The sequence below is a fragment of the Streptomyces sp. NPDC043427 genome, assembly GCF_056436655.1.
The window spans coordinates 128,593-152,863 of the sequence record NZ_JBWKCC010000013.1 but is presented as its reverse complement, the minus strand read 5'-3'; the positions used below and the strand labels follow the sequence as shown (position 1 = coordinate 152,863).

The 24,271-nt window shown below is 67.6% G+C and carries 22 protein-coding genes; 12 read left to right on the top strand and 10 right to left on the bottom strand.

The window, feature by feature from the left end; all coding sequences use genetic code 11:
* Positions 1-62 precede the first annotated feature (62 nt).
* The gene (locus AC067M_RS22015; protein ID WP_478698698.1) at positions 63-1,271 is read right to left on the bottom strand and encodes an MFS transporter; all 1,209 of its coding nucleotides are present in this window, start codon (positions 1,269-1,271) and stop codon (positions 63-65) included.
* A 140-nt stretch (positions 1,272-1,411) separates the two neighbouring features.
* Here AC067M_RS22015 and AC067M_RS22010 point away from each other — a divergent pair, with 140 nt between their 5' ends.
* Both AC067M_RS22010 and AC067M_RS22005 read left to right on the top strand, forming a co-directional pair.
* The gene (locus AC067M_RS22010) at positions 1,412-1,870 is read left to right on the top strand and encodes a MarR family winged helix-turn-helix transcriptional regulator (RefSeq protein ID WP_478698697.1); all 459 of its coding nucleotides are present in this window, start codon (positions 1,412-1,414) and stop codon (positions 1,868-1,870) included.
* 9 nt (positions 1,871-1,879) lie between these two features.
* Positions 1,880-2,332 (top strand): N-acetyltransferase family protein, encoded by a 453-nt coding sequence (locus AC067M_RS22005; RefSeq protein WP_478698696.1) that lies wholly within the window; start codon positions 1,880-1,882, stop codon positions 2,330-2,332.
* A 78-nt stretch (positions 2,333-2,410) separates the two neighbouring features.
* Here the strand turns inward: AC067M_RS22005 and AC067M_RS22000 are convergent, their stop codons facing one another.
* The gene (locus tag AC067M_RS22000) at positions 2,411-3,796 is read right to left on the bottom strand and encodes a serine hydrolase domain-containing protein (protein ID WP_478698695.1); all 1,386 of its coding nucleotides are present in this window, start codon (positions 3,794-3,796) and stop codon (positions 2,411-2,413) included.
* Positions 3,797-4,010: 214 nt separating this feature from the next.
* Here AC067M_RS22000 and AC067M_RS21995 point away from each other — a divergent pair, with 214 nt between their 5' ends.
* Positions 4,011-5,354: a phosphatase PAP2 family protein gene (locus tag AC067M_RS21995; protein ID WP_478698694.1), complete on the top strand. Its 1,344-nt coding sequence runs from the start codon at positions 4,011-4,013 to the stop codon at positions 5,352-5,354.
* 89 nt (positions 5,355-5,443) lie between these two features.
* Here AC067M_RS21995 and AC067M_RS21990 read toward each other — a convergent pair whose 3' ends face one another.
* Complete coding sequence (locus AC067M_RS21990) at positions 5,444-6,124, bottom strand: TetR/AcrR family transcriptional regulator (RefSeq protein ID WP_478698693.1); 681 nt, start codon at positions 6,122-6,124, stop codon at positions 5,444-5,446.
* 69 nt (positions 6,125-6,193) lie between these two features.
* Here AC067M_RS21990 and AC067M_RS21985 point away from each other — a divergent pair, with 69 nt between their 5' ends.
* Complete coding sequence (locus tag AC067M_RS21985) at positions 6,194-7,303, top strand: FAD-dependent oxidoreductase (RefSeq protein ID WP_478698692.1); 1,110 nt, start codon at positions 6,194-6,196, stop codon at positions 7,301-7,303.
* Positions 7,304-7,519: 216 nt separating this feature from the next.
* On the opposite strand, the gene dnaB is transcribed toward AC067M_RS21985, so the two are convergent.
* A complete protein-coding gene (gene dnaB / locus AC067M_RS21980) occupies positions 7,520-8,998 on the bottom strand; it encodes a replicative DNA helicase (RefSeq protein WP_133928005.1) in 1,479 nt (492 codons plus the stop codon).
* Between the two features lie 460 nt (positions 8,999-9,458).
* Here dnaB and AC067M_RS21975 point away from each other — a divergent pair, with 460 nt between their 5' ends.
* On the top strand, positions 9,459-10,796 hold the full coding sequence (locus AC067M_RS21975) for an MATE family efflux transporter (RefSeq protein WP_478698691.1): 1,338 nt from the start codon (positions 9,459-9,461) through the stop codon (positions 10,794-10,796).
* Positions 10,797-10,898: 102 nt separating this feature from the next.
* Here the strand turns inward: AC067M_RS21975 and rplI are convergent, their stop codons facing one another.
* The 4 genes from rplI to rpsF all read right to left on the bottom strand — a co-directional run bounded on the left by rplI (position 10,899) and on the right by rpsF (position 12,633).
* Complete coding sequence (gene rplI / locus AC067M_RS21970; protein WP_073944741.1) at positions 10,899-11,345, bottom strand: 50S ribosomal protein L9; 447 nt, start codon at positions 11,343-11,345, stop codon at positions 10,899-10,901.
* An 18-nt stretch (positions 11,346-11,363) separates the two neighbouring features.
* Positions 11,364-11,600, bottom strand: coding sequence for a 30S ribosomal protein S18 (gene rpsR / locus AC067M_RS21965; RefSeq protein ID WP_003949403.1), 237 nt, complete (start codon positions 11,598-11,600; stop codon positions 11,364-11,366).
* Positions 11,601-11,679: 79 nt separating this feature from the next.
* The gene (locus AC067M_RS21960) at positions 11,680-12,273 is read right to left on the bottom strand and encodes a single-stranded DNA-binding protein (protein ID WP_478698690.1); all 594 of its coding nucleotides are present in this window, start codon (positions 12,271-12,273) and stop codon (positions 11,680-11,682) included.
* Between the two features lie 69 nt (positions 12,274-12,342).
* On the bottom strand, positions 12,343-12,633 hold the full coding sequence (rpsF, locus tag AC067M_RS21955) for a 30S ribosomal protein S6 (protein WP_004950685.1): 291 nt from the start codon (positions 12,631-12,633) through the stop codon (positions 12,343-12,345).
* A 286-nt stretch (positions 12,634-12,919) separates the two neighbouring features.
* Here rpsF and AC067M_RS21950 point away from each other — a divergent pair, with 286 nt between their 5' ends.
* From AC067M_RS21950 to AC067M_RS21940, 3 genes are all read left to right on the top strand, one after another.
* On the top strand, positions 12,920-13,234 hold the full coding sequence (locus AC067M_RS21950) for a hypothetical protein (protein WP_478698689.1): 315 nt from the start codon (positions 12,920-12,922) through the stop codon (positions 13,232-13,234).
* 178 nt (positions 13,235-13,412) lie between these two features.
* The gene (gene femX, locus AC067M_RS21945) at positions 13,413-14,531 is read left to right on the top strand and encodes a peptidoglycan bridge formation glycyltransferase FemX (RefSeq protein ID WP_133928009.1); all 1,119 of its coding nucleotides are present in this window, start codon (positions 13,413-13,415) and stop codon (positions 14,529-14,531) included.
* A 71-nt stretch (positions 14,532-14,602) separates the two neighbouring features.
* Positions 14,603-15,634, top strand: a complete 1,032-nt coding sequence (locus tag AC067M_RS21940) for an alanine racemase (protein ID WP_478698688.1) — start codon at positions 14,603-14,605, stop codon at positions 15,632-15,634.
* Between the two features lie 108 nt (positions 15,635-15,742).
* On the opposite strand, the gene AC067M_RS21935 is transcribed toward AC067M_RS21940, so the two are convergent.
* Entirely contained in the window at positions 15,743-17,251 is a 1,509-nt protein-coding gene (locus AC067M_RS21935; RefSeq protein ID WP_478698687.1) for a glycosyltransferase family 87 protein, read from the bottom strand.
* A 131-nt stretch (positions 17,252-17,382) separates the two neighbouring features.
* On the bottom strand, positions 17,383-20,076 hold the full coding sequence (locus AC067M_RS21930; protein ID WP_478698686.1) for a transglycosylase domain-containing protein: 2,694 nt from the start codon (positions 20,074-20,076) through the stop codon (positions 17,383-17,385).
* Positions 20,077-20,448: 372 nt separating this feature from the next.
* Between AC067M_RS21930 and AC067M_RS21925 the strand changes: the two genes are divergently transcribed.
* The 4 genes from AC067M_RS21925 to AC067M_RS21910 all read left to right on the top strand — a co-directional run bounded on the left by AC067M_RS21925 (position 20,449) and on the right by AC067M_RS21910 (position 24,267).
* Positions 20,449-21,129, top strand: coding sequence for a PadR family transcriptional regulator (locus AC067M_RS21925; protein WP_133928013.1), 681 nt, complete (start codon positions 20,449-20,451; stop codon positions 21,127-21,129).
* 44 nt (positions 21,130-21,173) lie between these two features.
* Positions 21,174-22,256 carry an inositol-3-phosphate synthase gene (locus tag AC067M_RS21920; protein WP_478698685.1) on the top strand — a complete coding sequence of 361 codons (1,083 nt, stop codon included), beginning with the start codon at positions 21,174-21,176 and terminating at the stop codon, positions 22,254-22,256.
* Positions 22,257-22,375: 119 nt separating this feature from the next.
* Positions 22,376-23,638: an MFS transporter gene (locus AC067M_RS21915; RefSeq protein WP_478698684.1), complete on the top strand. Its 1,263-nt coding sequence runs from the start codon at positions 22,376-22,378 to the stop codon at positions 23,636-23,638.
* A 131-nt stretch (positions 23,639-23,769) separates the two neighbouring features.
* Entirely contained in the window at positions 23,770-24,267 is a 498-nt protein-coding gene (locus AC067M_RS21910) for an LppU/SCO3897 family protein (RefSeq protein ID WP_478698683.1), read from the top strand.
* Positions 24,268-24,271 lie beyond the last annotated feature (4 nt).

Sequence of the window (24,271 nt, the reverse complement as noted above, 5' to 3'; positions counted from 1 at the left end):
TTCGAGGACCGATGTTTCCGACCGGTGTTTCCTTGCTGCGGAGAGGCGCCGAGCGGGTGGGCTCAGTGGTGGACGGCCGCCCGCTGCTCGGCGGGGGCCGCTCCCGCGACCACGGCGCTGTGTGTGCGTTCACGGCGCTCCAGGGCCGCCGAGAGGACGGCGAGGACCAAGGCGGCCGCCGCGAGGACCGTGCCGACCCAGTTCGGTGCCGTGTAGCCGAGGCCGGCCGCGATGACGAGGCCGCCCAGCCAGGCAGCGAGGGCGTTGCCCAGGTTGAAGGCACCGATGTTCACGGCGGAGGCCAGCGTGGGGGCGCCGTGCGCCTGATCGAGGACGCGCTTCTGCAGCGGCGGGACGGTGGCGAAGCCCAGAGCGCCGATCAGGGCGATCGTGACGGCCGCGAGGACCTTGTTGTGGGCGGTGAGGGTGAAGAGCGCCAGCACGATTGCCAGGGCGCTCAGCGAGACGTACAGCATGGGCATCAGGGCGCGGTCGGCGAACCTGCCGCCGAGAAGGTTGCCGCCGACCATGCCGAGTCCGAACAGAACCAACAGCCAGGTGACGGAGCCGTCTGCGAAGCCGGCGACATGGGTCATCATCGGCGTGATGTAGGTGATGGCCGCGAAGACACCGCCGAAGCCGAGCACGGTCATCGCCATGGCGAGCAGGACCTGGACGTTCTTGAGGGCGGCCAGTTCGTGGCGCAGGCGCACGCCCTCCGGCTTGGCTATGTCGGGGACCAGCCTGGCGACACCGGCCAGGCCGATGACGCCGAGGGCGGCGACGATGCCGAAGGTCACGCGCCAGCCCACATGCTGTCCGACGAGGGTGCCCAGCGGTACGCCGACCACATTGGCGACGGTCAGGCCGGTGAACATCATCGAGATGGCACCGGCCTTCCTGTCCGGTGCGACCAGTTCGGCCGCGACGACGGAGCCGATGCCGAAGAAGGCGCCGTGGGCGAGTGAGGCGACCACGCGGCCGATCAGCATGACGGCGAAGGCGGGAGCGACGGCGGACAGCAAGTTGCCGACGATGAACAGGCCCATCAGCAGCATCAGCATCCGCTTGCGGGAGACCTTGGTGCCGAGCACGGTCATCAGCGGCGCGCCGAACATGACGCCGAGCGCGTAGCCCGTCACGAAGAAGCCGGCCGTGGGGATGGAGACCCCGAAGTCGCCCGCGACCTCGGGCAGCAAGCCCATGATCACGAACTCGGTCGTTCCGATCCCGAAGGCCCCGATCGCCAGGGCCAGAAGCGCGAGAGGCATGAGGGTGTACCTTCCAAAGCAATTGCAGGTGCGCCATGTGTGCGCCCACAATAATTGCAGACGCTGACTACTTGCAAAGGCTGACTGTCGCGGCGCTGCTCTATCCTTGGTTCAGCTGCTCCGGGACGGAGGAAACGCCAATGACAGCGACGGACCCCGCGCTCACCGCCCTCGCCCAGGGCTGGTGCGCCCTCTCTCTCCTGCACGGGAGGATCGAGGCGCACATCGAGCGCGCCCTGCAGGCCGGGCACGACCTGAGCGTGCGCGAGTACTCCTTGCTCGACGTACTCAGCCGGCAGCACGACGGCGACGGGGGCCATCTGCAGATGAAGCAGGTCGCCGACGCGGTCGTCCTCAGCCAGAGCGCCACCACCCGGCTGGTCACCCGGCTCGAGGACCGCGGCCTGCTCGAGCGTTACCTCTGCCCCACCGACCGGCGCGGCATCTACACGAACGTCACCGAGGCCGGTCTCAAGCTGCTGGCCGAGGCCAGGCCCACGAACGATGCCGCCCTGCGCGAAGCGCTCGACGCGGCGGCCAAGGTCCCGGATCTGGTCCCACTCGTCCGGGTCGTGGAGTCGCTGAACGTGCCCGCATAGGCTGCGGCCATGGGAGATCTTGACATACGCGCCGCCACGCCCGACGACATCCCGGCGATCGTCGCCATGCTCGCGGACGACCCGCTGGGCGCACAGCGGGAGTCACCCGACGACCTCACTCCGTACCTGACCGCGCTCGAGCGACTCCATGCCGACCCGAACCAGCACCTGGTCGTGGCGGTCCGCGAGAGCCGCGTCGTGGGCACACTTCAGCTCACGGTCATCCCCGGGCTGTCCCGCCGCGGCGCTACCAGGTCGATCATCGAAGGTGTACGCATTCACGCAGACGAGCGCGGCAGCGGTCTGGGCACGCAGCTCATCGAGTGGGCGGTCGACGAATCCCGGCGGCAGAACTGCCAGTTGATCCAGCTGACCTCCGACAACACGCGCACCGACGCCCACCGTTTCTACGAGCGGCTCGGTTTCACGGCCTCGCACGTGGGCTTCAAGCTCCAACTCTGAGGGGTGCCGACCTCGCTACAGCGGTCACACCAAGAAGCGCCCTGTTTCACGTGAAACAGGGCGCTTCTTGGTTCTTGGCTAGCCGATCCCCCGCCAGCCCTCGGGGTCGACTCCACCCGGCACAGGAGCCCCCTCCTCGTACGGCTGACGCGTGAAGACGAAGGACCCGAGGTCGAGATGGCTCAGGGAGCCGTCGGGGCGCCGTACGGGCCGCAGAAGCTCTCCGGCGTAGTAGCCCTCCAACCCCGTCCAGGTACCGTCACCGTTCGACCGGAACCGCGAACGCCGACCGTTGCCCGACAGCGGCTCCAAAGAGGCCAATCCGTCGGCTGTCAGCCGCAGTCCGAAGCCGGACGTCCCCCAGTACCACTGCCCCGCCAACTCCAGCACGGCCGGTTCGACTTCACGCAGCGGCCGCCAGGGCGCCGGGATCCGCGGCTCAGCCTCGGCGACGATGCGAACGAGGTCGGCGCCCACGGCGGACAGCAGCGGACCGGACGTGCAGTTGGCGAGCACGACCGCCGCCAGGTCGTCCGCCACGCTGATCGTGAGGTTCGCCAGGAAGCCCGGCAATGATCCCGTGTGACCGACAAGAGTCCGCCCCTCCTGGTGGCGGATCTCCAGCCCCAGGCAGTACGCGTAACCGGCTGCCACATCCGCGACCCCGGGCGGCGCGGCCGGCGTGCGCATCTCGGCCAGCGACTCGGCACTCAGCACGCGGTCGTTCCCCTTGACCAGGAACGCCGCGAAGCGTGCCAAGTCAGCAGTAGTCGACCAGAGTTGACCGGCCGGCGCCATCCGCCCCAGGTCCTGTACCGGCTCCGGCAGCAGTGCGTCGGCCCAGGGGTGCACCGCCCAACCACCGGCGTGGGGCGCCCGAGGTCGCGCACTGGTTCGATCCAGCCCCAGAGGTTCGAGCACTTCTCGCCTAAGGACGTCTTCCCAGGGAGCACCCCTCAACTGCTCGACCAGAGCACCGAGAATCGTGTAGCCGGGGTTCGAGTAGTGGAACCGTCGGCCGACCGGGTGCCGGAAGGGCTGCTCGCCTAGTACGTCGGCCAGTTCGGGTCGCAGCGACCCGGGGGTGCGCTCCCACCACGGCTCGGGTGACTCGGCCGCCAGGCCGGCCGTGTGCGCGAGCAGCTCGGCAATGGTGGCTTCCCCCGCGCCGGTGCCCGGCAGATGCTTCTCGATCGGGTCACCGAGGTCGAGCACGCCCTCGTCGCGCAGCCGCAGCACCAGGACGGCGGTGAAGGTCTTGGTGATCGAGCCGATGCGGTACTGCACGTTCTCGTCCGGGCCGTGCCCGTCCACCGAGGTCCGCGCGCCGTGCCACACGGCCCGCCCGTCCCGTACGACCGCCGCGACCAGCGACGGTGCTCGCCCTTCGGCCTGGGCCACGGCGATCTGGTGCAGCAGAGCCCGCCGCGTGCCGGGGAGCAGCTCTTCCTGAGGTGTCGTCATGGGCCCAGTCCACCCGGCCTCGCGGCCCGCGTCGAGCCGATTTCGCCTGATCTCAAAACCCAGCCGCACTGCTCCGATAGCATGTTCGATCCCAAGACGATCACCCTCATCGCCCGCCCTTCACCACAAAACAATGCCATCTAGCACGACGAGCAACCTATTTAACCAGTACCTATCAAATCGGCCGAATTAATTGATATCCATAGCATCGCGGGTGTTTTCGCGAATAAAATACACAATTGCATCCTCCGCATGGCGTCAGCCACGGGCGATACTGTGGGGCGTAGCGGGCGTGACGACCCTTGGATTCCTCATCGCACTGGAGATCGCCTCACGTCGCTATGGCCTGCCGGGGCCGATCACCAATCAGGCGCGAGAGGTGATGTTCGCCCCCAAATCGGGACCACTCCTGTACGCCGGTATGGCGTTGATGATGGTGGTGCTCACCTGGCGGGAACGGTTCATCGCGGTCGGAGCCGCGATGGGCATCGATGTCGTCTTCCTGCTGGTGCGGTGGGCGGTCGACGCCAAGATGAGCTTCGGCAACGGCGCACTGTGGGTGATTCTGGGCTGTGCGGTCATCGCGGTCACGCGCCGCGCCGGCCGGGAACGCGTCCTGCTGTTGAAGGGCGTCGGGCTGGGCCTGCTGCTGGTGACCGGCCGCAAGACGGGCGATGCCTGGCTGCTCATCACGTCGAAGACCCGCCCGGCGGTGCTCGACCAGTACGTGGTGACCGCCGATCACGCGCTGGGCGACCCGTCGTGGCTGGCAGGCCGGATCGTTGAAGCCACCGGTCCGATCGGCGCCCATGTCCTCAACTTCGTCTACGCTCAGATCGCGGTGGCCGCGGCCGTCGTCACGCTGTACCAGCTGCGTAACGTGGCGGCCGAGCGCCGCTTCCCGAGCCATCACCTGGTGCGCACCTTCCTGGCGATCGGCCTCGTCGGGCCGGCCATCTACATGATCTTCCCGGTGGTCGGACCGATCTTCATCTATGGCACCGGCGCCTTCGGCACCGGCGGCGGACACTGGGCGATAGCCAACCTGTGGCCGCACACGCTGCCGCCGATCAGCACACCGCACCCGATGCCGTACGACGAGATCACTCCCCGCAACTGCATGCCCAGCCTGCACACGGCGTGGGCCACCGTGATCTTCATTCATTCCCGCAAGGGCCCGAGGATGCTGCGGTTCGCGGGCGCTTTCTGGCTGATCGCCACGCTCTGCGCAACGCTGGGCTTCGGCTACCACTACGGCGTGGATCTCATCGCCGGCGTGGTCTTCGCGCTCACGATCGAGGCAGCCATGCGCTCACTCGCACGTGGCTGGGACCGGTCAGGAATCCAGCTGGTCGCTTACGGCACGACGGTCTTCGCCGCGCTCTTGGTGTCATATCGCTATCTGCCGATGGAGATGGCCGAACATCCGTGGGTGTTCGGACCCGTCCTCCTTCTGGCGATGGCCTCAGTGATCCACGGCTACATACGGACCACCAGGCTGTGGGACCCGAAGGCCGCGCCGGCGCTCCAGCCGGAACCGCAACCCGAACCAGCCTGAGTCACGACGGTGAGGCGCTGCGCCCCGCCGCGCGGTGGTGCGTCAGCGCCGACCTGGTGCTTTGGCCGGTCCAGTCCTTCGGCCGCGCGTCACCTTGAGATGCGGGCTTCGATGCCGTCGAGCAGGAAGTCGAGGCCGATCCGGAAGGTCTGGTCGGCGTCCAGGTGGGCGGCATCGCGCACCACCGTGGCCAGCGCGGGGAACCGGCCAGTGGCGAAATTTCGCTCCAGATAGGGCCCCAGTGAGGCCTGCCAACGCTTTTCATCCATCCCGGTGGCCCGCTCGGCACGCCGCTCGGCGATCTCCCGACGTACCGCGCCGATCACGTACGCGTTGACTGCGGCGACCACGGGCATGACGGCGTCCACGTCGACGTCGCCCAGTGCGGCCGTCACGGTCTCCCCACTGGCCAGCGCGTGCGGCCCGAGCTGGGGTCGGCCACCCAGTAGGTCGGCGAGCCATTCGTGCTGGTGAGCGGCGTGCCGAGTGGCTTCGGCAAGAGACCGGAGCACTTCCCGCCAGCCGTCTCCGACGGGCCGGATCTCGGCGTGGGCGGCGTCGACCATCAGGTCGAGCAACTCCTCCTTGCTGGCGATGTAGCCGTACAGCCGCATCGGACGAACGTCCAGCGCGGTGGCGACCTTGCGCAGCGACACCGCATCCAGGCCGTCCGCGTCGGCCAGCTGAATCGCCGCTCGCACGATCCGTTCCCGGCTCAACGGGGCCGGCACGGGTCGATTCGGTGGCTCCGGCCTCTCCCACACCAACATGCCGCTAACAGTACATCGCATCGGGCGATACGCTGTATCGTCGCCATACGGCGTATCGAAGGGGACCACATGACCATTGCCATCGTCGGAGCCGGCCTCGGCGGCCTGGCTCTCGCCCGTGTGCTGCACGTGAACGGCATAGATTCCGTCGTATATGAACGTGAATCGTCACGCGGTGCGCGCGGTCAGGGCGGCATGCTCGACATCCATTCCGGGCAGCGGGCGCTGCGCGAGGCTGGTCTGATCGACCAGTTCCACGCGATTGCCCGTGGTGAAGGCCAGGACATGCGTCTTCTCGAGCCGGACGGCACCCTGCTGCTCCAGGAGGACACGCCCGACGACGCCCCGCTCGAGCGACCCGAGGTCGACCGCGCCGATCTGCGCAACCTGCTGCTGGATTCCCTCCCCGAAAACGTGGTGCGCTGGGGGCACGCGTTCGAATCCGCCGACAACGGCCTGCTGCGCTTCGCCGACGGCAGCAGTGCGACGTATGACCTGCTGGTCGGCGCGGACGGCGCGCATTCCCGGGTCCGCCCGCTGCTCACCGACGCCCGACCGGCGCATATCGGCCAGAACATCGTCGAGGTCGGCATCCCCGACATCGACCGCACGCACCCCGACCTCGCTGCGATGGTCGGGCGCGGCAACTACTGGGTGCTCGGCAACGGGCTGTCCCTGGCGGCGCAGCGCAACGGCGACGGCCGCGTTCGCGTCGGCCTCAGCTTCTACAACACCGCCGAGGACTGGTTCGCTACCAGCGGGATCCCGTTCGACGACCCGGCCGCCGCCCGGGCGCGGCTGATCGACCTGCTCCCCGGCTGGGACTCACGGTTCACCGCGCTCATCGCGGCCTGCGACGACACGGTGGTGCCGCGGTCGATCACCACTCTCCCGGTCGGCCTGACCTGGCCGTCGACGCCAGGCGTCACGCTGCTCGGCGATGCCGCGCACCTGATGCCGCCGGTGGGAGAGGGCGCCAACATGGCGCTGCTCGACGGAGCCCTGCTCGGTCTCGCGCTGGCCGCGCACCCGGACGACTTTCCCGCCGCCGTCAGAGAATACGAACGCGAGATGTTCGAGCGCACCAGCGCTGCCGCCCGGATGTCCGCGGACATCCACGAATTGCTGAGCTCCCCGGACGCCGCCCAGAAAATGCTCGCATTCTTCCAACCTGGCTGAAGGTAACCACATACGACCAGGAAACCGGTCGTCCAGCCAGCGCGATCACGACCTTCAGCGCGGTCTCCACCCATCGGTCATCGGGCCCGAAGCCCTCGCGCGGCTCGTGTCATATCCCGATGTCGTGACCTGGGGCTTTCCCGTTGTCTCACGGCTTGCCAGGGTATTTCGAGCGGGGATCAGGACACGAAATCTGAGCCCCTGCATCACGTCGGATCAGGTCTGCGCCATGTCCACGAAGCGTGAGTAGTGCCCCTGGAAGGCGACGGTGATCGTGGCCGTCGGGCCGTTACGGTGCTTGCCCACGATGATGTCCGCCTCGCCGGCACGCGGCGACTCCTTCTCGTAGGCGTCCTCGCGGTGCAGCAGGATCACCATGTCGGCGTCCTGCTCGATGGAGCCGGACTCACGCAGGTCGGACACCATCGGCTTCTTGTCCGTGCGCTGCTCGGGGCCACGGTTCAGCTGGGAGAGCGCGATCACCGGGACCTCGAGCTCCTTGGCCAGGAGCTTGAGGTTACGGGACATGTCCGAGACCTCCTGCTGACGGCTCTCGGAGCGCTTGGATCCACCGGCCTGCATCAGCTGCAGATAGTCGATGATCACGAGCTTGATGTCGTTGCGCTGCTTCAGCCGACGGCACTTCGCGCGGATCTCCATCATCGACAGGTTCGGGGAGTCGTCGATGTAGAGCGGCGCGGAGGACACCTCGGGCATCCGGCGCGCCAGCCGCGTCCAGTCCTCGTCCGTCATCGTGCCGGACCGCATGTGGTGAAGGGCGACCCGGGCCTCGGCGGACAGCAGACGCATCGCGATCTCGTTGCGCCCCATTTCGAGGGAGAAGATGACGCTGGGCAGGTTGTGCTTGATCGACGCGGCACGGGCGAAGTCCAGCGCCAGCGTGGACTTACCCATGGCGGGACGGGCCGCGATGACGATCATCTGGCCCGGGTGCAGACCATTGGTGAGGGAGTCGAGGTCGGTGAACCCAGTGGGCACACCGGTCATTTCGCCGCTGCGTGAGCCGATCGCCTCGATCTCGTCGAGGGCGCCTTCCATGATGTCACCGAGCGGCAGGTAGTCCTCGCTGGTGCGCTGCTCGGTGACCGCGTAGATCTCGGCTTGGGCGCGGTTGACGATCTCGTCGACGTCGTCGTCGGCCGCGTATCCCATCTGAGTGATGCGAGTGCCCGCCTCGACCAGCCGGCGCAGGACCGCGCGCTCGTGCACGATCTCCGCGTAGTACTCGGCGTTCGCCGCCGTCGGCACGGTCTGGACGAGGGTGTGGAGATACGACGCTCCACCGACCTTGTTGATCTCACCACGCTTGGTCAGCTCGGCGGCGATCGTGATGGGGTCGGCCGGCTCGCCCTTCGCGTAGACGTCGAGGATCGCCTGGAAGATCGTTTCGTGGGCGGGCTTGTAGAAGTCGTGCCCCTTGATGACCTCGACGACGTCGGCGATGGCGTCCTTGGACAGGAGCATGCCGCCCAGTACGGACTGCTCGGCGTCGAGATCCTGCGGCGGTACACGCTCGAACGACGTGCCGCCGCTCTCCCACTCCCCGTCGTCCCGGCCGCGCTCGTGCTGCTCACCGCGCCCCCGGCCCACATCACCGCGGCGACGGGAGGCGGGCAGACGATCACCGGGACCGCTGTCGGCCCACGGGTCGTCCAAGGGCTCGGAAATGCTCACCCGAGCCACCTCCTCCCGTCCGCCGAGCGGACCTCGCCGTGCCCCTCTGTTCTACGGCACGGCACTGACAACTGAGAGGCCCTCTCCGGTTGTAGCACGCCGGTTTTGTGACGGTTTCACGACCGGCGACACGGAGGGGGCGCCGGACAACGGTAGGCCCGTGGGCAGCGTCAGCCAATCTGGTTATCCACAGGCCATGTGGACGACGGCCCCGATGCTGTGGAGAACTCCACAAAACCTGTGCACGACCCGGTGGACAGCGCTGTGAACAAGCTTTCAACTTTGCCGAGATGATTGCTCTGACCTGCATGTTTACCGTCCACCGGCTGTGCAGAAGAAAAACTTCCTCAGTCGGGCCAAGATCGCCTCGAACAGTGCGCGAGAGCTCACACGGTCGGCACGAATGTAAGGGACACTACGTGCTTGTATCTCTTACCTGTGGACGATTAGATTGGTGGTCATGACACAGGCTCCCGCGGCCCCCGAGGCCACCCGGCGACACCACGATCGAGAGATCGTCGCACTGGCCGTCCCGGCCTTCGGCGCACTGGTCGCCGAGCCCCTGTTCGTCATGGCCGACAGTGCGATCGTGGGGCACCTGGGCACGGCCCAACTCGCCGGACTCGGTATCGCCTCCGCCCTCCTCATGACCGCCGTGAGCGTCTTCGTGTTCCTCGCGTACGCCACCACGGCGGCCGTCGCACGCCGGGTGGGCGCCGGCGAACTCCAGGCCGCCATACGCCAGGGCATGGACGGCATATGGCTGGCACTGCTGCTCGGCGCCGCTGTCATCGCCGTCGTCCTGCCCACTGCGCCCGCCCTCGTGGAACTCTTCGGCGCCTCGGACACGGCCGCTCCGTACGCGACCACCTACCTGCGCATCTCGGCCCTCGGCATCCCGGCCATGCTGGTGGTGCTTGCCGCGACCGGCGTGCTGCGCGGCCTGCAGAACACGAAGACTCCGCTGTACGTCGCCATCGGAGGTTTCATCGCCAACGCCGCTCTCAACGCCGGTCTCGTCTACGGCGCTGATCTCGGCATCGCGGGTTCCGCCTGGGGCACCGTCATCGCCCAGTGCGCCATGGCCGCGGTCTACCTCGTGGTGGTCGTCCGCGGAGCCCGTCGGCACGGTGCTTCCCTGCGCCCCGACGCCGCCGGGATCAGGGCCTCCGCGCAGGCCGGTGCGCCCCTGCTGGTCCGTACGCTCTCCCTGCGGGCGATCCTGATGATCGCCACGGCCGTGGCCGCCCGCCTCGGGGACGCCGACATCGCGGCCCACCAGATCATCCTGTCCCTGTGGAGCCTGCTCGCGTTCGCACTGGACGCCATCGCCATCGCCGGACAGGCCATCATCGGCCGCTATCTCGGTGCCGAGGACGTCCAGGGCGCCCGCGCAGTCTGCCGCCGCATGGTGGAGTGGGGCATCGCCGTAGGAGTCGTCCTCAGTCTCCTGGTGCTGATCACTCGGCCGGCGTTCCTGGCCCTGTTCACCAGCGACCCCGTGGTCAAGGACACCGCCCTTCCTGCTCTGGTGATCGTGGCCGTCTCCCAGCCGATCTGCGGCGTCGTCTTCGTTCTGGACGGCGTTCTGATGGGCGCGGGCGACGGGCCGTACCTGGCGTGGGCGATGCTGCTCACGCTCGCCGTCTTCACGCCCGTCGCGCTGCTCGTGCCTGTCGCAGGCGGTGGTCTGACCGCTCTCTGGATGGCCATGACATTGATGATGGCCGTACGCATGCTGACCCTGTGGATGCGAACCCGCTCGGGACGGTGGCTGGTGACTGGTGCGACGCGCTGAGGTTTCACGTGAAACATGGCCACCCGGACCCTGTCCCAACGCGTAAGGGGCCGCACCCAGCGGGTGCGGCCCCTTCTCAGCTGTTCAAGCCGAGCACGGCGATCAGGCCGCGACGACCTCGATGTTGACCTTGGCGGCAACCTCGGGGTGCAGACGCACGGACGTCTCGTGGGCGCCCAGGGTCTTGATGGGCGCACCGAGCTCGATGCGGCGCTTGTCGACCTCGGGACCACCGGCAGCCTTGATCGCCGAAGCGACGTCGGCCGGGGTGACGGAACCGAAGAGACGACCGGCGTCGCCGGAGCGAACGGCCAGACGGACCTTCACGCCCTCGAGCTGGGCCTTCACAGCGTTGGCCTGCTCGATGGTCTGGATCTCGTGGATCTTGCGAGCACGACGGATCTGCTCGACGTCCTTCTCGCCACCCTTGGTCCAGCGGATCGCGAACTTCCGCGGGATCAGGTAGTTGCGAGCGTAGCCGTCCTTGACGTCGACGACGTCGCCCGCGGCACCGAGGCCGGAAACCTCGTGGGTGAGGATGATCTTCATGATTCGGTCACCCTTCCCTTAGCGCGCGGTGGACGTGTAGGGCAGCAGCGCCATCTCACGGCTGTTCTTGACGGCCGTGGCGACGTCACGCTGGTGCTGCGTGCAGTTGCCGGTCACGCGGCGGGCACGGATCTTGCCGCGGTCGGAAATGAACTTCCGCAGCATGTTCGTGTCCTTGTAGTCCACGTACGTGACCTTGTCCTTGCAGAAAGCGCAGACCTTCTTCTTCGGCTTGCGCACAGGCGGCTTCGCCATGGTGTATCTCCTGTGTGATCAAGAAGTTGGGGTACGACCCGCCTTCGACCGGCCCGGGCCCGAAGGCCCGGCCCAAGGCCTAGAAGGGGGGTTCGTCCGAGTAGCCGCCGCCACCGCCGCCGGAGCTTCCGCCCCAGCCACCGCCACCGCCCTGGTTGCCACCGGCGGGAGCGCCGGTCGCCCAGGGGTCGTCGGCGGGAGCGCTGCCGCCCTGCTGGCCGCCACCGGGGCCGCCGCCCCAGCCGCCGCCACCCTGGCCGCCACCGCCACCGCCGCCGAAGCCACCGCCACCACCCTGGCCACCGCGGCCCGTGGTCTTGGTGACCTTGGCCGTGGCATTGCGCAGGCTGGGGCCGACTTCCTCGACGTCCAGCTCGTAGACCGTGCGCTTGACGCCCTCGCGGTCCTCGTAGGACCGCTGCTTCAGCCGGCCCTGCACGACGACGCGCATGCCTCGCTGGAGCGACTCCGCGACGTTCTCCGCCGCCTGACGCCAGACCGAGCAGGTCAGGAAGAGGCTTTCGCCGTCCTTCCACTCGTTCGTCTGGCGGTCGAAGGTGCGGGGAGTGGACGCGACGCGGAACTTCGCGACCGCCGCACCGGAGGGGGTGAAGCGCAGCTCGGGGTCATCGACAAGATTGCCGATGACCGTGATGACGGTCTCGCCTGCCATGGGGGAACCTCTCGGCGGGTTTGCTGGCTGCTTACTACTCGAATCCCGAGCTCAGCTGAGCGGAAGAGCTCAGTGAGTCTCGGGGCGGAGGACCTTGGTCCGGAGGACCGACTCGTTCAGGTTCATCTGGCGGTCGAGCTCCTTCACGACCGCAGGCTCGGCCTGCAGGTCGATGACCGAGTAGATGCCCTCAGGCTTCTTCTTGATCTCGTACGCGAGACGACGACGGCCCCAGGTGTCGACCTTCTCCACCTTTCCGTTGCCCTCACGGACGACGGAGAGGAAGTTCTCGATCAGCGGGGAGACAGCACGCTCCTCGAGATCGGGGTCGAGGATGACCATCACTTCGTAGTGACGCATGTGGAACCCACCTCCTTTGGACTCGGCGGCCACGGTCGTTCCGTGGCAGGAGGGTTGTGATGCGTTCGCAACGGTATCGGCCGCCACTGACAATCGGGGGCCGCGAGCAGCGTCCCCGGGTCGACCTGGGGAGATCCCCTGGCATTGTCTGGGCAGACACCGGTGCAGACGGTACAGACTACCCGCACAGCGCCGTGCGGTTGAAATCCGGCCGCCAGGACCGTCAGTCTGTACACGTCGGGTGTGTATGGCGCTACGATGCGCCGCCTTCCGCAGGAGGTGCCCCATGGCACAGGCATTGCGACCCACCACCGCCGGATCTCTCTTCGCCACGGACGACAGGCCCCATCCCCTCCAGGACGCGCTGCTCGCGGTGACCCTGGTGCTCGGAGTCACAGCGTTCGTGTCGGGGCTGTTCGATCACCTCCATCTGCTCAGCTCCTGGACCGGCCTGGTGGGGATCTTCACGGGCGCTTACGGACAGTGGATCTCGGAGACCACGCGCCAGCGCTTCGGGCTGGTCCTGGGCCTTGGTGCCTCAGGCGTCGGCTTCTTCCTCGGCATGGCGCACGGCGGCCTCTTCGGCGGCTTGTTCAGCTGATCGCCGGGCACCGCCCCGCAGACGGCTTTTCGAACACCGCGGGAACGCCCCGGCGGCCAACAGGCCGGGGCGAAGCTGCCGTACGCCCAGTCGAGGCGCTCGCAGGGCGCAGTAGGCTTCGCGCGAGAGCCGGAGCCCCTGAACCCATGGGGACACACCAGCCCGAGGAGCGCCCCGAATGAGCCTGACCCTGAGGACCATCAGTCGAGAGCAGCATCTGGCCTACATCCAGAGTCTGCCGTCGGCGAGCCACATGCAGGTCCCGGCCTGGGCTGATGTGAAGGCGGAGTGGCGTTCGGAGAACCTCGGGTGGTTCGACAAGACCGGTCAGCTGGTGGGCGCGGGTCTGGTCCTCTACCGCCAGTTGCCCAAGATCAAGCGCTACCTCGCCTACCTGCCCGAGGGCCCGGTCATCAACTGGTATGCGCCAAATCTGACCGAGTGGCTGGAACCGATGCTCGCGCACCTCAAGCAGCAGGGCGCGTTCTCCGTGAAGATGGGCCCGCCGGTGATCATCCGGCGATGGGAGGCCACGTCCATCAAGGCGGGCATCCAGAACCCCGACGTGAAGCGGCTGCGCGACATCGAGGCCGACTTCATCGAGCCGCGTGCCTTCGAGGTCGCCGACAAGCTGCGCCGTATGGGCTGGCAGCAGGGCGAGGACGGCGGGGCCGGCTTCGGTGACGTCCAGCCGCGCTACGTCTACCAGGTGCCGCTGGCGAACCGCTCCCTGGAAGAGGTGCACAAGAACTTCAACCAGCTGTGGCGCCGCAACATCAAGAAGGCCGAGAAGGCCGGCGTCGAGGTCGTCCAGGGCGGCTACCACGACCTCGAGGAGTGGCAGCGGCTGTACGAGATCACGGCCGTGCGCGACCACTTCCGGCCCCGCCCGCTGTCGTACTTCCAGCGCATGTGGACGGCCCTCAACAGCGAGGACCCCAACCGCATGCGGCTGTACTTCGCCCGCCACAACGGTGTGAACCTGTCGGCGGCGACGATGCTGATCGTCGGCGGCCACGTCTGGTACTCCTACGGCGCCTCCGACAACATCGGCCGGGAGTTCCGCCCCTCGAACGCGATGCAGTGGCGGATGCTGCGCGACGCCTACGCGCTCGGCGCCACCGTCTACGACCTGCGGGGCATCTCCGACTCGCTCGACGAGAGCGACCACCTCTTCGGCCTGATCCAGTTCAAGGTCGGCACGGGCGGACAGGCCGCCGAGTACCTCGGCGAGTGGGACTTCCCGCTGAACAAGCTGCTCCACAAGGCGCTCGACATCTACATGTCGCGCCGCTGAGTCCCGGTCGTCCGCTTCACAGCTCCACCCCTGACACCACCCCCACCACGAGAAAGGTTCCAGGTCCGGCCATGGCGCTCACGCTCTACGTCGACACCGCGCGCTGGCGGGCGCATCACAAGCACGTGCAGGAGCAGTTCCCCGGCCTCGTCCCGGTCTGCAAGGGCAACGGATACGGCTTTGGGCACGAGCGCCTCGCGGAGGAGGCCACACGGCTGGGCTCGGACACTCTCGCCGTGGGCACGACGTACGAGGCCGCGCGGATCAAGGACTGGTTCGGGGGCGACCTGCTGGTGCTGACGCCTTACCGGCGGGGCGAGGAGCCCGTGCCGCTGCCCGACCGGGTCATCCGCTCGGTGTCGTCGATCGACGGTGTGTACGGCCTCGTGGGCGCTCGCGTGGTGGTCGAGGTCATGTCCTCGATGAAGCGGCACGGCATCAGCGAGCAGGACCTGCCGCAGTTGCACGCCGCCATAGAGAACGTTCGTCTCGAGGGCTTCGCGATCCATCTGCCGCTGGACCGCACCGATGGCTCGGACGCCGTCGAGGAGGTCATCGGCTGGATGGACCGCCTGCGCGCGGCGCGCCTGCCGCTGCACACGATGTTCGTCAGCCACCTCAAGGCCGACGAACTCGCCCGGCTCCAGCAGCAGTTCCCGCAGACCCGCTTCCGTGCCCGCATCGGCACGCGGCTGTGGCTCGGCGACCACGACGCCACCGAGTACCGCGGCGCCGTCCTGGACGTCACGCGTGTCGCCAAGGGCGACCGCTTCGGCTACCGCCAGCAGAAGGCGGCCTCGGACGGCTATCTGGTGGTCGTGGCGGGCGGTACGTCGCACGGAGTGGGCCTGGAGGCCCCCAAGGCGCTGCACGGCGTCATGCCGCGCGCCAAGGGCGTCGCCCGGGCCGGCCTCGCCACGGTCAACCGGAACCTTTCTCCGTTCGTCTGGGGCGGCAAGCAGCGCTGGTTCGCCGAGCCGCCGCACATGCAGGTGTCCATCCTGTTCGTGCCCATGGACGCCCCGGAGCCGAAGGTGGGCGAGGAACTCGTGGCTCATCTCCGCCACACGACCACCCAGTTCGACCGGATCGTGGACCGCTGAGCGTCGCCGCTCGGGATCAGGAAACCGACAAGGCCGTACACGGACCCTTCCGTGCACGGCCTTTGCCGTCTCCCGCGTGCCCTGGTGGGCCACCGGCGCCTTGTTCGCTCAGAGCGAACTGCCGCCGGACGATGCCGTGTCCTGGCTTCCCCACTCCACCTGAGGCCCCTCGGCATGGGCCGCGTGCCGCGCCGGACGGGCCGCCGGGCCGAGGACGAACACGTCCTCCGCGCCGTCGAGCACACCGCCCGAGGGGTCGTCCTCACCGGTCCGACGCACCACGTCCCGCTCCGGCATGAGGATGTCCCGCACGATGACCACGCACAGGTAGAGAGTGCCGAGGAGGTGTGCGCCGATGGCCCAGTGGTAGCCGTCGGTCGGCAGGCCCTTGTGGGCGTCTCCGCTCGTCGTGTACGCGAGGTACATCCAGATCCCCAGGAAGTACGCGACCTCGCACGCCTGCCAGATCAGGATGTCCCGCCACTTCGGCCGGGCCAGCACGGCCAGCGGGACCAGCCACAGGACGTACTGCGGCGAGTAGACCTTGTTGGTGAGGATGAACGCCGCAACGATCAGGAAGGCGAGCTGCGCGAAGCGTGGCCTGCGCGGCGCGGTGATGGTGAGCACCGCGATACCCACGCAGCACAACAGCACCAGCGAGGTGGCGAGCGTGTTGACCATCTCGGTGCTGAGCGGGTCGGAGGAGTTCTGGGCCATGATCAGCCAGAAGGACCCGAAGTCGACCCCCCGCTCCTGGCTGAAGGTGTAGAACTTCGACCAGCCATCGAAGGCGAAGTACATCACTGGCAGGTTCACCACGAGCCAGGAGACGGCCGCGCCACCGAAAGCCTTGCCGAAGTCCCGCCACTTGCCGGCACGCCAGCACAGCACGAACAGCGGCCCGAGCAGGAAGACGGGATACAGCTTGGCGGCCGTGGCGAGCCCCAGCAGGACACCGAAGGCGAGGGAACGGCCCCGGGACCACATCAGCATGGCGGCAGCCGTCAGGGCGACCGCCAGCAGGTCCCAGTTGATGGTGGCGGTCAGCGCGAAGGCGGGCGCCAGGGCGACCAGCAGGCCGTCCCAGGGGCGCCGGACCTGGGTGCGGGACACACAGACCGCGATGACGGCGGCGCATGCCATCAGCATCCCGGCGTTGACCATCCAGTACCACTGCTCCTGGTGCTGGATGCTGCCGCTGCCGGGCGTCAGCCAGGCGGCGACCTCCATGAACACACCGGTCAGCACCGGGTACTCGAGGTACTGCATGTCACCGGGGAGCTTGTCGAAGTACGGCACCAGACCGTCGGCGAAGCCGCGCCCCTGGTAGAGGTGCGGGATGTCCGAGTAGCAGGCGTGCGTGTACTGCGAACTGGCGCCGAAGAACCAGGCACCGTCGTAGCAGGGAGCCTTCTGGACGAGTCCGAGGGCGAACATGCCGATCGCCACGAGAGCGACGACCCGCACGGGGGTCCACCAGGCCGCCCCGAGCAGGGCACGCCGTCCGATGGGGCCGCCGATCACCTCACTGCCGGCCACGGCGATCGCATCGTCCTTGGTCGGCCGCACCTGGTCCGGCTCGTGCACGCTCGCGTGCGTCGATTCTGCGCTGGGCATGTGCCACATCCTGCCGTACGTATCCAGGAATACGCCGAGGGCCGCCACACCTCACGAGGTGTGGCGGCCCCTGTTTCACGTGAAACGTCCAGATGTTTCACGTGAAACACCCGCGTCGGGCGATAGGCCGGCTAACCGGTCTGGCCTCCGAAGAGACCACCTCCGTTGCCGTTGCCTCTGTTGTTGCCGTCCAGGCCGCTGTCCGTGGGAGTGGGAGAGGGGCTCACCCCTCCGTCCGTGCCACCGGTATCGGTGTTGCCACCCGTGTCCGTGCCTCCGGTGTCCTCACACCCGAAGAAGCGGTTGCAGGACTCACTCGGGGACGGCGAGGGCGAGGTCAGCGTCTCGCTGGGCGTGGGACTCGGCGTCGGAGTCGACTCCGGGGTCTTGCTGGGCGTCGGAATGACGCTCGGCGACGGGGCCTCGTTGACGACCTCACCAATGGGCTCGGGGGTCGGGAAGTCCTCCGAAGGCTCGCCCTTCAGCGCCTCTTCCATGTAGTCGTGCCAGATCTCGGCCGGGAACGAAGCACCGTGGATCTTCTTCTGACCACCCGTTCCGAACATCTTCAGGAACTCGCGGTTCTTCTTGGACTCGTCGTCGTCGTACCGGAACATCGTGATCGACGTGGACAGCTGCGGGGTGTAGCCCACGAACCAGGCCGACTTGTTGCCGTCGGTCGTACCGGTCTTGCCGGCGACCTGCCGACCGGTGAGCTGGGCGCTGGTGCCGGTGCCCTTCTCGACCACGGTCTTCAGCACGTCCGTGACGTTGTCGGCGACCTTCGGGGTGAACGCGTCCTCCGACTGCACCTTGTGCGTGTAGGCCGTGCCGTCCTTGCTCGTGACCTTCTCGACGGAGTACGGCTCGCGCTGCTTGCCGCTGGCCGCGAAGGTGGCGTACGCACCCGCCATACGGATCGCGCTGGGCTGGGAGATGCCGATGGAGAAGGACGGGTACGTGACGCCGGCCAGGCTGTTCGGCTTGAGACCCGCGCTGACCGCGGCCTCCTTCACCTTGTCCAGACCGACGTCCATACCGAGCTGCACGAAGGCCGAGTTCACCGACTCGCGCATCGCCTCGCGCAGGTCGATCTGGTAGTTGGGGGGAGTGCCGTAGGACACCTGACCGTCGTTGGTCTGGAGCCACTCGTCACCCTTCTCGTTCTTCCAGACCTGCTTGTTGTACTCCTTGACCTTGAGCTTGTTCTTGCCGCTGAACAGGCTCTTCGGGGAGACGATGGTCCGCTCGTCCTGCGCCTGGATCTCGGGGCCGTCGGGGTCGCGCACGCCCCAGGTCATCGCGGCCGCGAGCACGAAGGGCTTGAAGGTCGAACCGACCTGGGCACCGGTGGTGTCGGCGTTGTTGGTGAAGTGCTTGGTCGCGTCCTCACCACCGTAGATCGCCTTGATGGCACCGGTCGCCGGATCCACCGAAGCGCCGCCGAACTGGACGTGGGTGTCCGTCTTCGGGCGCTCCTTGGGCTTGATGTTGGCCTTCTGGACCTTCGTGACCGAGTCCTCGAGCTCCTTGATCTTCTTCTTGTCGAAGGTCGTGTAGATCGAGTACCCGCCCTGCTGCAGCTTGTCGGCACTGATGATCTTGTTGTTGATCACATAGGCCTTGGCCAGGTCGACGAGATAGCCGACCTGCCCCTTCAGCTCACGGTTCGACCGCGGGCTCTGCCACTGGGGGAGCTCGGTGTACTTGGCCCGCGTCGCGGCGTCCAGGTGGCCGTACTCGACCATCTTGTTGAGGGTGTCCTGCATCTGGTTCAGGGCCCGCCGCCTGTTGTCCTGAGGCCTGGCGTTTGCCGAGTCGATGGAGGTCGCCCCCGCCGGGTCGTAGTACGTCGCGCCCTTGAGCATCGCCGACAGGAAGGCGCACTCACCCTCGTTGAGGTCGATGGCGTCCTTGTTGAAGTACGCACGAGCAGCGGCCTGGATCCCGTACGCCCCGCGCCCGTAGTAGGCGGAGTTCAGGTACCCCGCCATGATCTTGTCCTTGGGGACCGTGGCGCCGACCTTGACCGAGACGAGGATCTCCCTGAACTTGCGAGAGATCGTCTGCGACTGGTCGTCCAGCATCGCGTTCTTGACGTACTGCTGGGTGATGGTGGAGCCACCCTGCGTCTGGCCGCCCCTGGCCATGTTGAACACGGCGCGGGCGATGCCCTTCGGATCGATGCCGCTGTCGGTCTCGAAGGTCTTGTTCTCCTGCGAGATGACGGCGTACTGCATCGCCTTGGGGATCTGCGACAGGTTGACGATCTGACGGTTCGTCTCACCACCGGTGGAGACCATCTCGGAACCGTCGGACCAGTAGAAGACGTTGTTCTGCGCCTCGGCCGTCTTCGCGATGTCCGGGACACCCACCATGGCGTAGCCGATGCCCGCCACGGCCACCAGGCTGCCGATGAAGCCGATGCACAGGCCGGAGACGAGCTTCCAGGAGGGCATCCAGCGGCGCCAGCCGTCCTTGCCGGCCCGTGGATAGTCAATGAGGCGTTTCTTGGCGGGGACGGCCGCACGGCCTCTGCCGCGGCCGGGGCCGGTCGGAGCACCACGGCCCCCGCCGCCGGGCTCTGCCCCTCTGCGGCGACCACCCGTGCTTCTCTGTGCCGCGCGCCGGGCCTCGGCGCGGCCGCCGTACGACGGCTCCTCGCCTCCCGACTCGTAGGATCCCGACCCGTACGAGTCGGCTGGCGACCCGGTGGCGCCTCGCGGTGCCGCACGGCGTCCGGAGGACGAGCCGGACTGGCCGCGTCGGGCCGCGGCACGTCCGCCTCCCTGCGGCTGCGGCGGTTTGCGACGGTGCTCGCTCATCGAACGACTACTCCTCGGGCAGGCGCACCCTTGCGCGCCTGGAAACGGCGGCTGGTTTCCGGTCCCCCCGAAGTACGGATGTGGTCGGTTCCGCATTCATCCGTACTGCACCTAGGACGATGACGCCCCCATGCGTCACGTGGTTCCCGGTGGTGTGCATGGCGCACAGACTACGCACCGCCAAAACCTGCCGAGCCCATAAGTTCACCCCAAATCAGGCAACTCGCCTGCAACGAATCGGTGATGTGACCCCGTTCACCATCCCTGACCTTGTCGCATCCGGAAGGCCGTTCTATCGTCGTGATGTATCGAGTCGATACATCAGCGCGAGATAAACCGTCACGGCGCGTCCGCGGCAGAGAGGAGGCGACGATGAGCCGGCGTTCCGGGATCCTCGAGTTCGCCGTACTCGGCCTGCTCCGCGAGTCCCCGATGCACGGCTATGAGCTGCGCAAACGACTCAATACGTCACTGGGTGTGTTCCGCGCCTTCAGCTACGGAACGCTGTACCCCTGCCTCAAGACGCTGCTCGCCAACGGCTGGTTGATCGAAGAGCCGGGGAACACCTCCGAGGACGCCCTCGCCGCACCACTCGCAGGGCGTCGTGCCAAGATCGTCTATCGGTTGACGGCGGAGGGCAAGGAGCACTTCGAGGAGCTGCTCTCGCAGACCGGGCCCGACGCGTACGAGGACGAGCACTTCGCCGCTCGCTTCGCCTTCTTCGGGCAGACCTCACGCGACGTCCGTATGCGAGTCCTCGAAGGACGCCGCAGTCGGCTGGAGGAGCGCCTGGAGAAGATGCGCGCCTCCCTGGCGCGCACCCGGGAGCGCCTCGACGACTACACACTTGAGCTCCAGCGCCACGGGATGGAGTCCGTGGAGCGCGAAGTGCGCTGGCTGAACGAGCTCATCGAGAGCGAGCGGGCGGGCCGGGACCTGAAGGGTCCAGCCCATGGAGAACCCACTCGTGACACCACAGAGGGAGCGCCGGGCGTCCTGCCCCGGCCCGGGGACACCCCCGGGCCGGATACGCCCGGCGACACTGCCACGTGAGGCCCCTGCCAGGGCCTCACTCGTACACACAGGGAGCAACCAGAATGGGTTCGGTGCGCGTAGCCATCGTCGGCGTGGGCAACTGCGCCGCGTCGCTGGTGCAGGGAGTCGAGTACTACAAGGACGCCGACCCGGCGTCCAAGGTCCCGGGCCTCATGCACGTGCAGTTCGGTGAGTACCACGTCCGTGACGTGGAGTTCGTCGCCGCCTTCGATGTCGACGCGAAGAAGGTCGGCCTCGACCTCGCGGACGCCATCGGAGCCTCCGAGAACAACACGATCAAGATCTGCGACGTGCCGAACACCGGCGTGACCGTCCAGCGCGGCCACACACTCGACGGTCTCGGCAAGTACTACCGCGAGACCATCGAGGAGTCCGCCGAGGAGCCGGTCGACGTCGTCCAGATCCTCAAGGACAAGCAGGTCGACGTGCTCGTCTGCTACCTGCCCGTGGGCTCCGAGGACGCGGCGAAGTTCTACGCCCAGTGCGCCATCGACGCCAAGGTCGCCTTCGTCAACGCCCTTCCGGTCTTCATCGCCGGCACCAAGGAGTGGGCGGACAAGTTCACCGAGGCGGGCGTCCCGATCGTCGGTGACGACATCAAGTCCCAGGTCGGCGCCACCATCACGCACCGCGTCATGGCGAAGCTGTTCGAGGACCGCGGTGTCGTCCTGGACCGCACGATGCAGCTGAACGTCGGCGGCAACATGGACTTCAAGAACATGCTCGAGCGTGATCGCCTGGAGTCCAAGAAGATCTCCAAGACGCAGGCCGTCACCTCCCAGATCCCCGACCGGGAGCTCGGCGAGAAGAACGTCCACATCGGCCCGTCCGACTACGTCGCCTGGCTCGACGACCGCAAGTGGGCGTACGTCCGCCTCGAGGGCCGTGCCTTCGGTGACGTCCCGCTGAACCTGGAGTACAAGCTCGAGGTCTGGGACTCCCCGAACTCCGCCGGTGTCATCATCGACGCCCTGCGCGCCGCGAAGATCGCCAAGGACCGCGGCATCGGCGGCCCGATCCTGTCGGCGTCGTCGTACTTCATGAAGTCTCCGCCGGTGCAGTACTTCGACGACCAGGCCCGCGAGAACGTCGAGAAGTTCATCAAGGGGGAGGTCGAGCGCTAGCTCGACAGAACACAGAGCGCCAGCCGACACGGCTCGCTGAAAAACGCTCCTGCCAGGGCTGTCGAGGGTCCCCGGGTCGCACGACCCGGGGACCCTCCCCGTATGTGAGGCTGTGCCCCATGTCCGTCGTCCGTGATCTGCGCGTCCTGCTGCGCTTCCGGGACTTCCGGCGACTGCTCTCGGTACGGCTGCTCTCCCAGGGAGCCGACGGCGTCTACCAGGTCGGGCTCGCCACGTACGTCGTCTTCTCCCCCGAGAAGCAGACCTCCGCCACAGCGATCGCCTCCGCGATGGCGGTCCTGCTGCTTCCGTACTCGCTCGTGGGCCCGTTCGCCGGCGTCCTGCTGGACCGCTGGCGCCGTCGCCAGGTCTTCGTGTACGGCAACCTGATGCGCGCCCTGCTGGCGTCCGTGACCGCCGCCTTGATGGTCAGTCACGTCCCGGACTGGCTCTTCTACATCTCGGCCCTGTGTGTCACCGCCGTCAACCGCTTCGTCCTGGCGGGCCTGTCCGCCGCGCTGCCCCGGGTCGTCGACGCCGAACGCCTGGTGATGGCCAACTCCCTGTCCCCGACGGCCGGAACGCTCGCCGCAACGGCGGGCGGAGGCCTCGCCTTCGTCGTGCGGCTGGTGGCCTCGGACTCCGACGCCGCCGTGGTGCTGCTGGGCTCCGCGCTCTATCTGTGCGCCGCGCTCGCCTCACTGCGCATCGCACCGGGACTGCTGGGGCCCGACCGTGAGTTGGTGCCGCCTCGGCTGACCGCGGCACTCACCGGCACCGCACGGGGTCTCGTGGCCGGTGTACGGCACCTCGCTGAACCGAGGAGACGGGAAGCCGCCTGGGCGCTCGCCTCGATGACGCTGATGCGGTTCTGCTACGGCGCCCTGACCGTCATGGTTCTGATGCTCTGTCGGTACGCCTGGACGACCGACTCGGACGAAGGGTTGGGACTCCTCGGTCTGGCCGTGGGCATCTCCGGCGCGGGCTTCTTCGCGGCGGCCGTCGTCACGCCCTCCACCGCGAGGCGGCTCGGGCCGGGCCGTTGGATCGTCGTCTGCGCGACGGCTGCCGCCGTCCTGGTACCCCCGTTGGGGCTGCCGTTCATCGAAGCCCCACTCATGGCCGCGGCGTTCCTACTGGGGCTCTCCACGCAGGGGGCGAAGATCGCCACGGACACCATCGTCCAGTTCTCCGTGGAGGACGGCTTCCGCGGCCGAATCTTCTCCGTTTACGACGTGCTGTTCAACGTCGCCTTCGTCGGTGCCGCCGGGGTGGCCGCGCTGATGCTGCCCCCGGACGGCCGCTCGGTGCCGCTGGTGGTCACAGTCGCCGTTACCTACGGGGCAGTTGCTATGACTATGGACCGTTTTGAGCGCCGATAAGTGTCACATCAAAGCCACGAAGTTCCCCTCGGCTACAAGGTTGTCAGTGGTGGCCTGTAATTTACGTGCGTCTTACTTCGCGCCACGCGGACATTTGTTCCCGCGCGCCCACGTTCTAGGGGGACCCCCAAGTGTCTACTCCGCCGCCCCAGGGCAACCCGTTCGCTCAGGGCCAGCAGCCCCAGGGCCAGGCCCCGTATCCGCCCCAGGGTGGCTACCCGACGCAGCCCGTCCAGCCCGGCTTCCCGCAGGGTGCCGCTCCGTACGCCCCGGTCCCGCCGGAGCAGCCGCGCCGTAAGGTCAGCTTCAAGCTGATCAAGAACGTCGTCATCGTCCTCGTCGTCGCCGGTGTGGCCATCGGCGGCTACATAAACAGCCGCGACGACGCCAACACGGCGGCGGTCGGCGACTGCATGCACCGTGGCAGCACCGACGACAACAACCCGGACCTCGAGGTCGTCGACTGCAAGTCCTCGAAGGCTCAGTACGTCGTGCTCGCCAAGATCGAGGGCGACTACACCGCGAGCGCCGCCGAGACCAAGTGCACGGAGAAGGCCAAGGACTTCCAGTACTCGTACACCGAGAGCGGCGACGGCAGTGACTTCCTGCTCTGCCTGAAGGACAAGTAGAGGG

Excerpts from the sequence above, each read along its gene's own strand:
- femX (WP_133928009.1), top strand. The coding sequence starts at position 13,413 with ATGAGCCTGACCCTGAGGACCATCAGTCGAGAGCAGCATCTGGCCTAC.
- AC067M_RS21935 (WP_478698687.1), bottom strand. The coding sequence starts at position 17,251 with ATGCCCAGCGCAGAATCGACGCACGCGAGCGTGCACGAGCCGGACCAG.
- AC067M_RS22010 (WP_478698697.1), top strand. The coding sequence starts at position 1,412 with ATGACAGCGACGGACCCCGCGCTCACCGCCCTCGCCCAGGGCTGGTGC.
- AC067M_RS22005 (WP_478698696.1), top strand. The coding sequence starts at position 1,880 with ATGGGAGATCTTGACATACGCGCCGCCACGCCCGACGACATCCCGGCG.
- AC067M_RS21920 (WP_478698685.1), top strand. The coding sequence starts at position 21,174 with ATGGGTTCGGTGCGCGTAGCCATCGTCGGCGTGGGCAACTGCGCCGCG.
- rpsR (WP_003949403.1), bottom strand. The coding sequence starts at position 11,600 with ATGGCGAAGCCGCCTGTGCGCAAGCCGAAGAAGAAGGTCTGCGCTTTC.
- AC067M_RS21940 (WP_478698688.1), top strand. The coding sequence starts at position 14,603 with ATGGCGCTCACGCTCTACGTCGACACCGCGCGCTGGCGGGCGCATCAC.
- AC067M_RS21930 (WP_478698686.1), bottom strand. The coding sequence starts at position 20,076 with ATGAGCGAGCACCGTCGCAAACCGCCGCAGCCGCAGGGAGGCGGACGT.
- AC067M_RS22015 (WP_478698698.1), bottom strand. The coding sequence starts at position 1,271 with ATGCCTCTCGCGCTTCTGGCCCTGGCGATCGGGGCCTTCGGGATCGGA.
- AC067M_RS21960 (WP_478698690.1), bottom strand. The coding sequence starts at position 12,273 with ATGGCAGGCGAGACCGTCATCACGGTCATCGGCAATCTTGTCGATGAC.
- AC067M_RS21950 (WP_478698689.1), top strand. The coding sequence starts at position 12,920 with ATGGCACAGGCATTGCGACCCACCACCGCCGGATCTCTCTTCGCCACG.
- rplI (WP_073944741.1), bottom strand. The coding sequence starts at position 11,345 with ATGAAGATCATCCTCACCCACGAGGTTTCCGGCCTCGGTGCCGCGGGC.
- AC067M_RS22000 (WP_478698695.1), bottom strand. The coding sequence starts at position 3,796 with ATGACGACACCTCAGGAAGAGCTGCTCCCCGGCACGCGGCGGGCTCTG.
- rpsF (WP_004950685.1), bottom strand. The coding sequence starts at position 12,633 with ATGCGTCACTACGAAGTGATGGTCATCCTCGACCCCGATCTCGAGGAG.
- AC067M_RS21975 (WP_478698691.1), top strand. The coding sequence starts at position 9,459 with ATGACACAGGCTCCCGCGGCCCCCGAGGCCACCCGGCGACACCACGAT.
- AC067M_RS21985 (WP_478698692.1), top strand. The coding sequence starts at position 6,194 with ATGACCATTGCCATCGTCGGAGCCGGCCTCGGCGGCCTGGCTCTCGCC.
- AC067M_RS21925 (WP_133928013.1), top strand. The coding sequence starts at position 20,449 with ATGAGCCGGCGTTCCGGGATCCTCGAGTTCGCCGTACTCGGCCTGCTC.
- AC067M_RS21990 (WP_478698693.1), bottom strand. The coding sequence starts at position 6,124 with ATGTTGGTGTGGGAGAGGCCGGAGCCACCGAATCGACCCGTGCCGGCC.
- AC067M_RS21915 (WP_478698684.1), top strand. The coding sequence starts at position 22,376 with ATGTCCGTCGTCCGTGATCTGCGCGTCCTGCTGCGCTTCCGGGACTTC.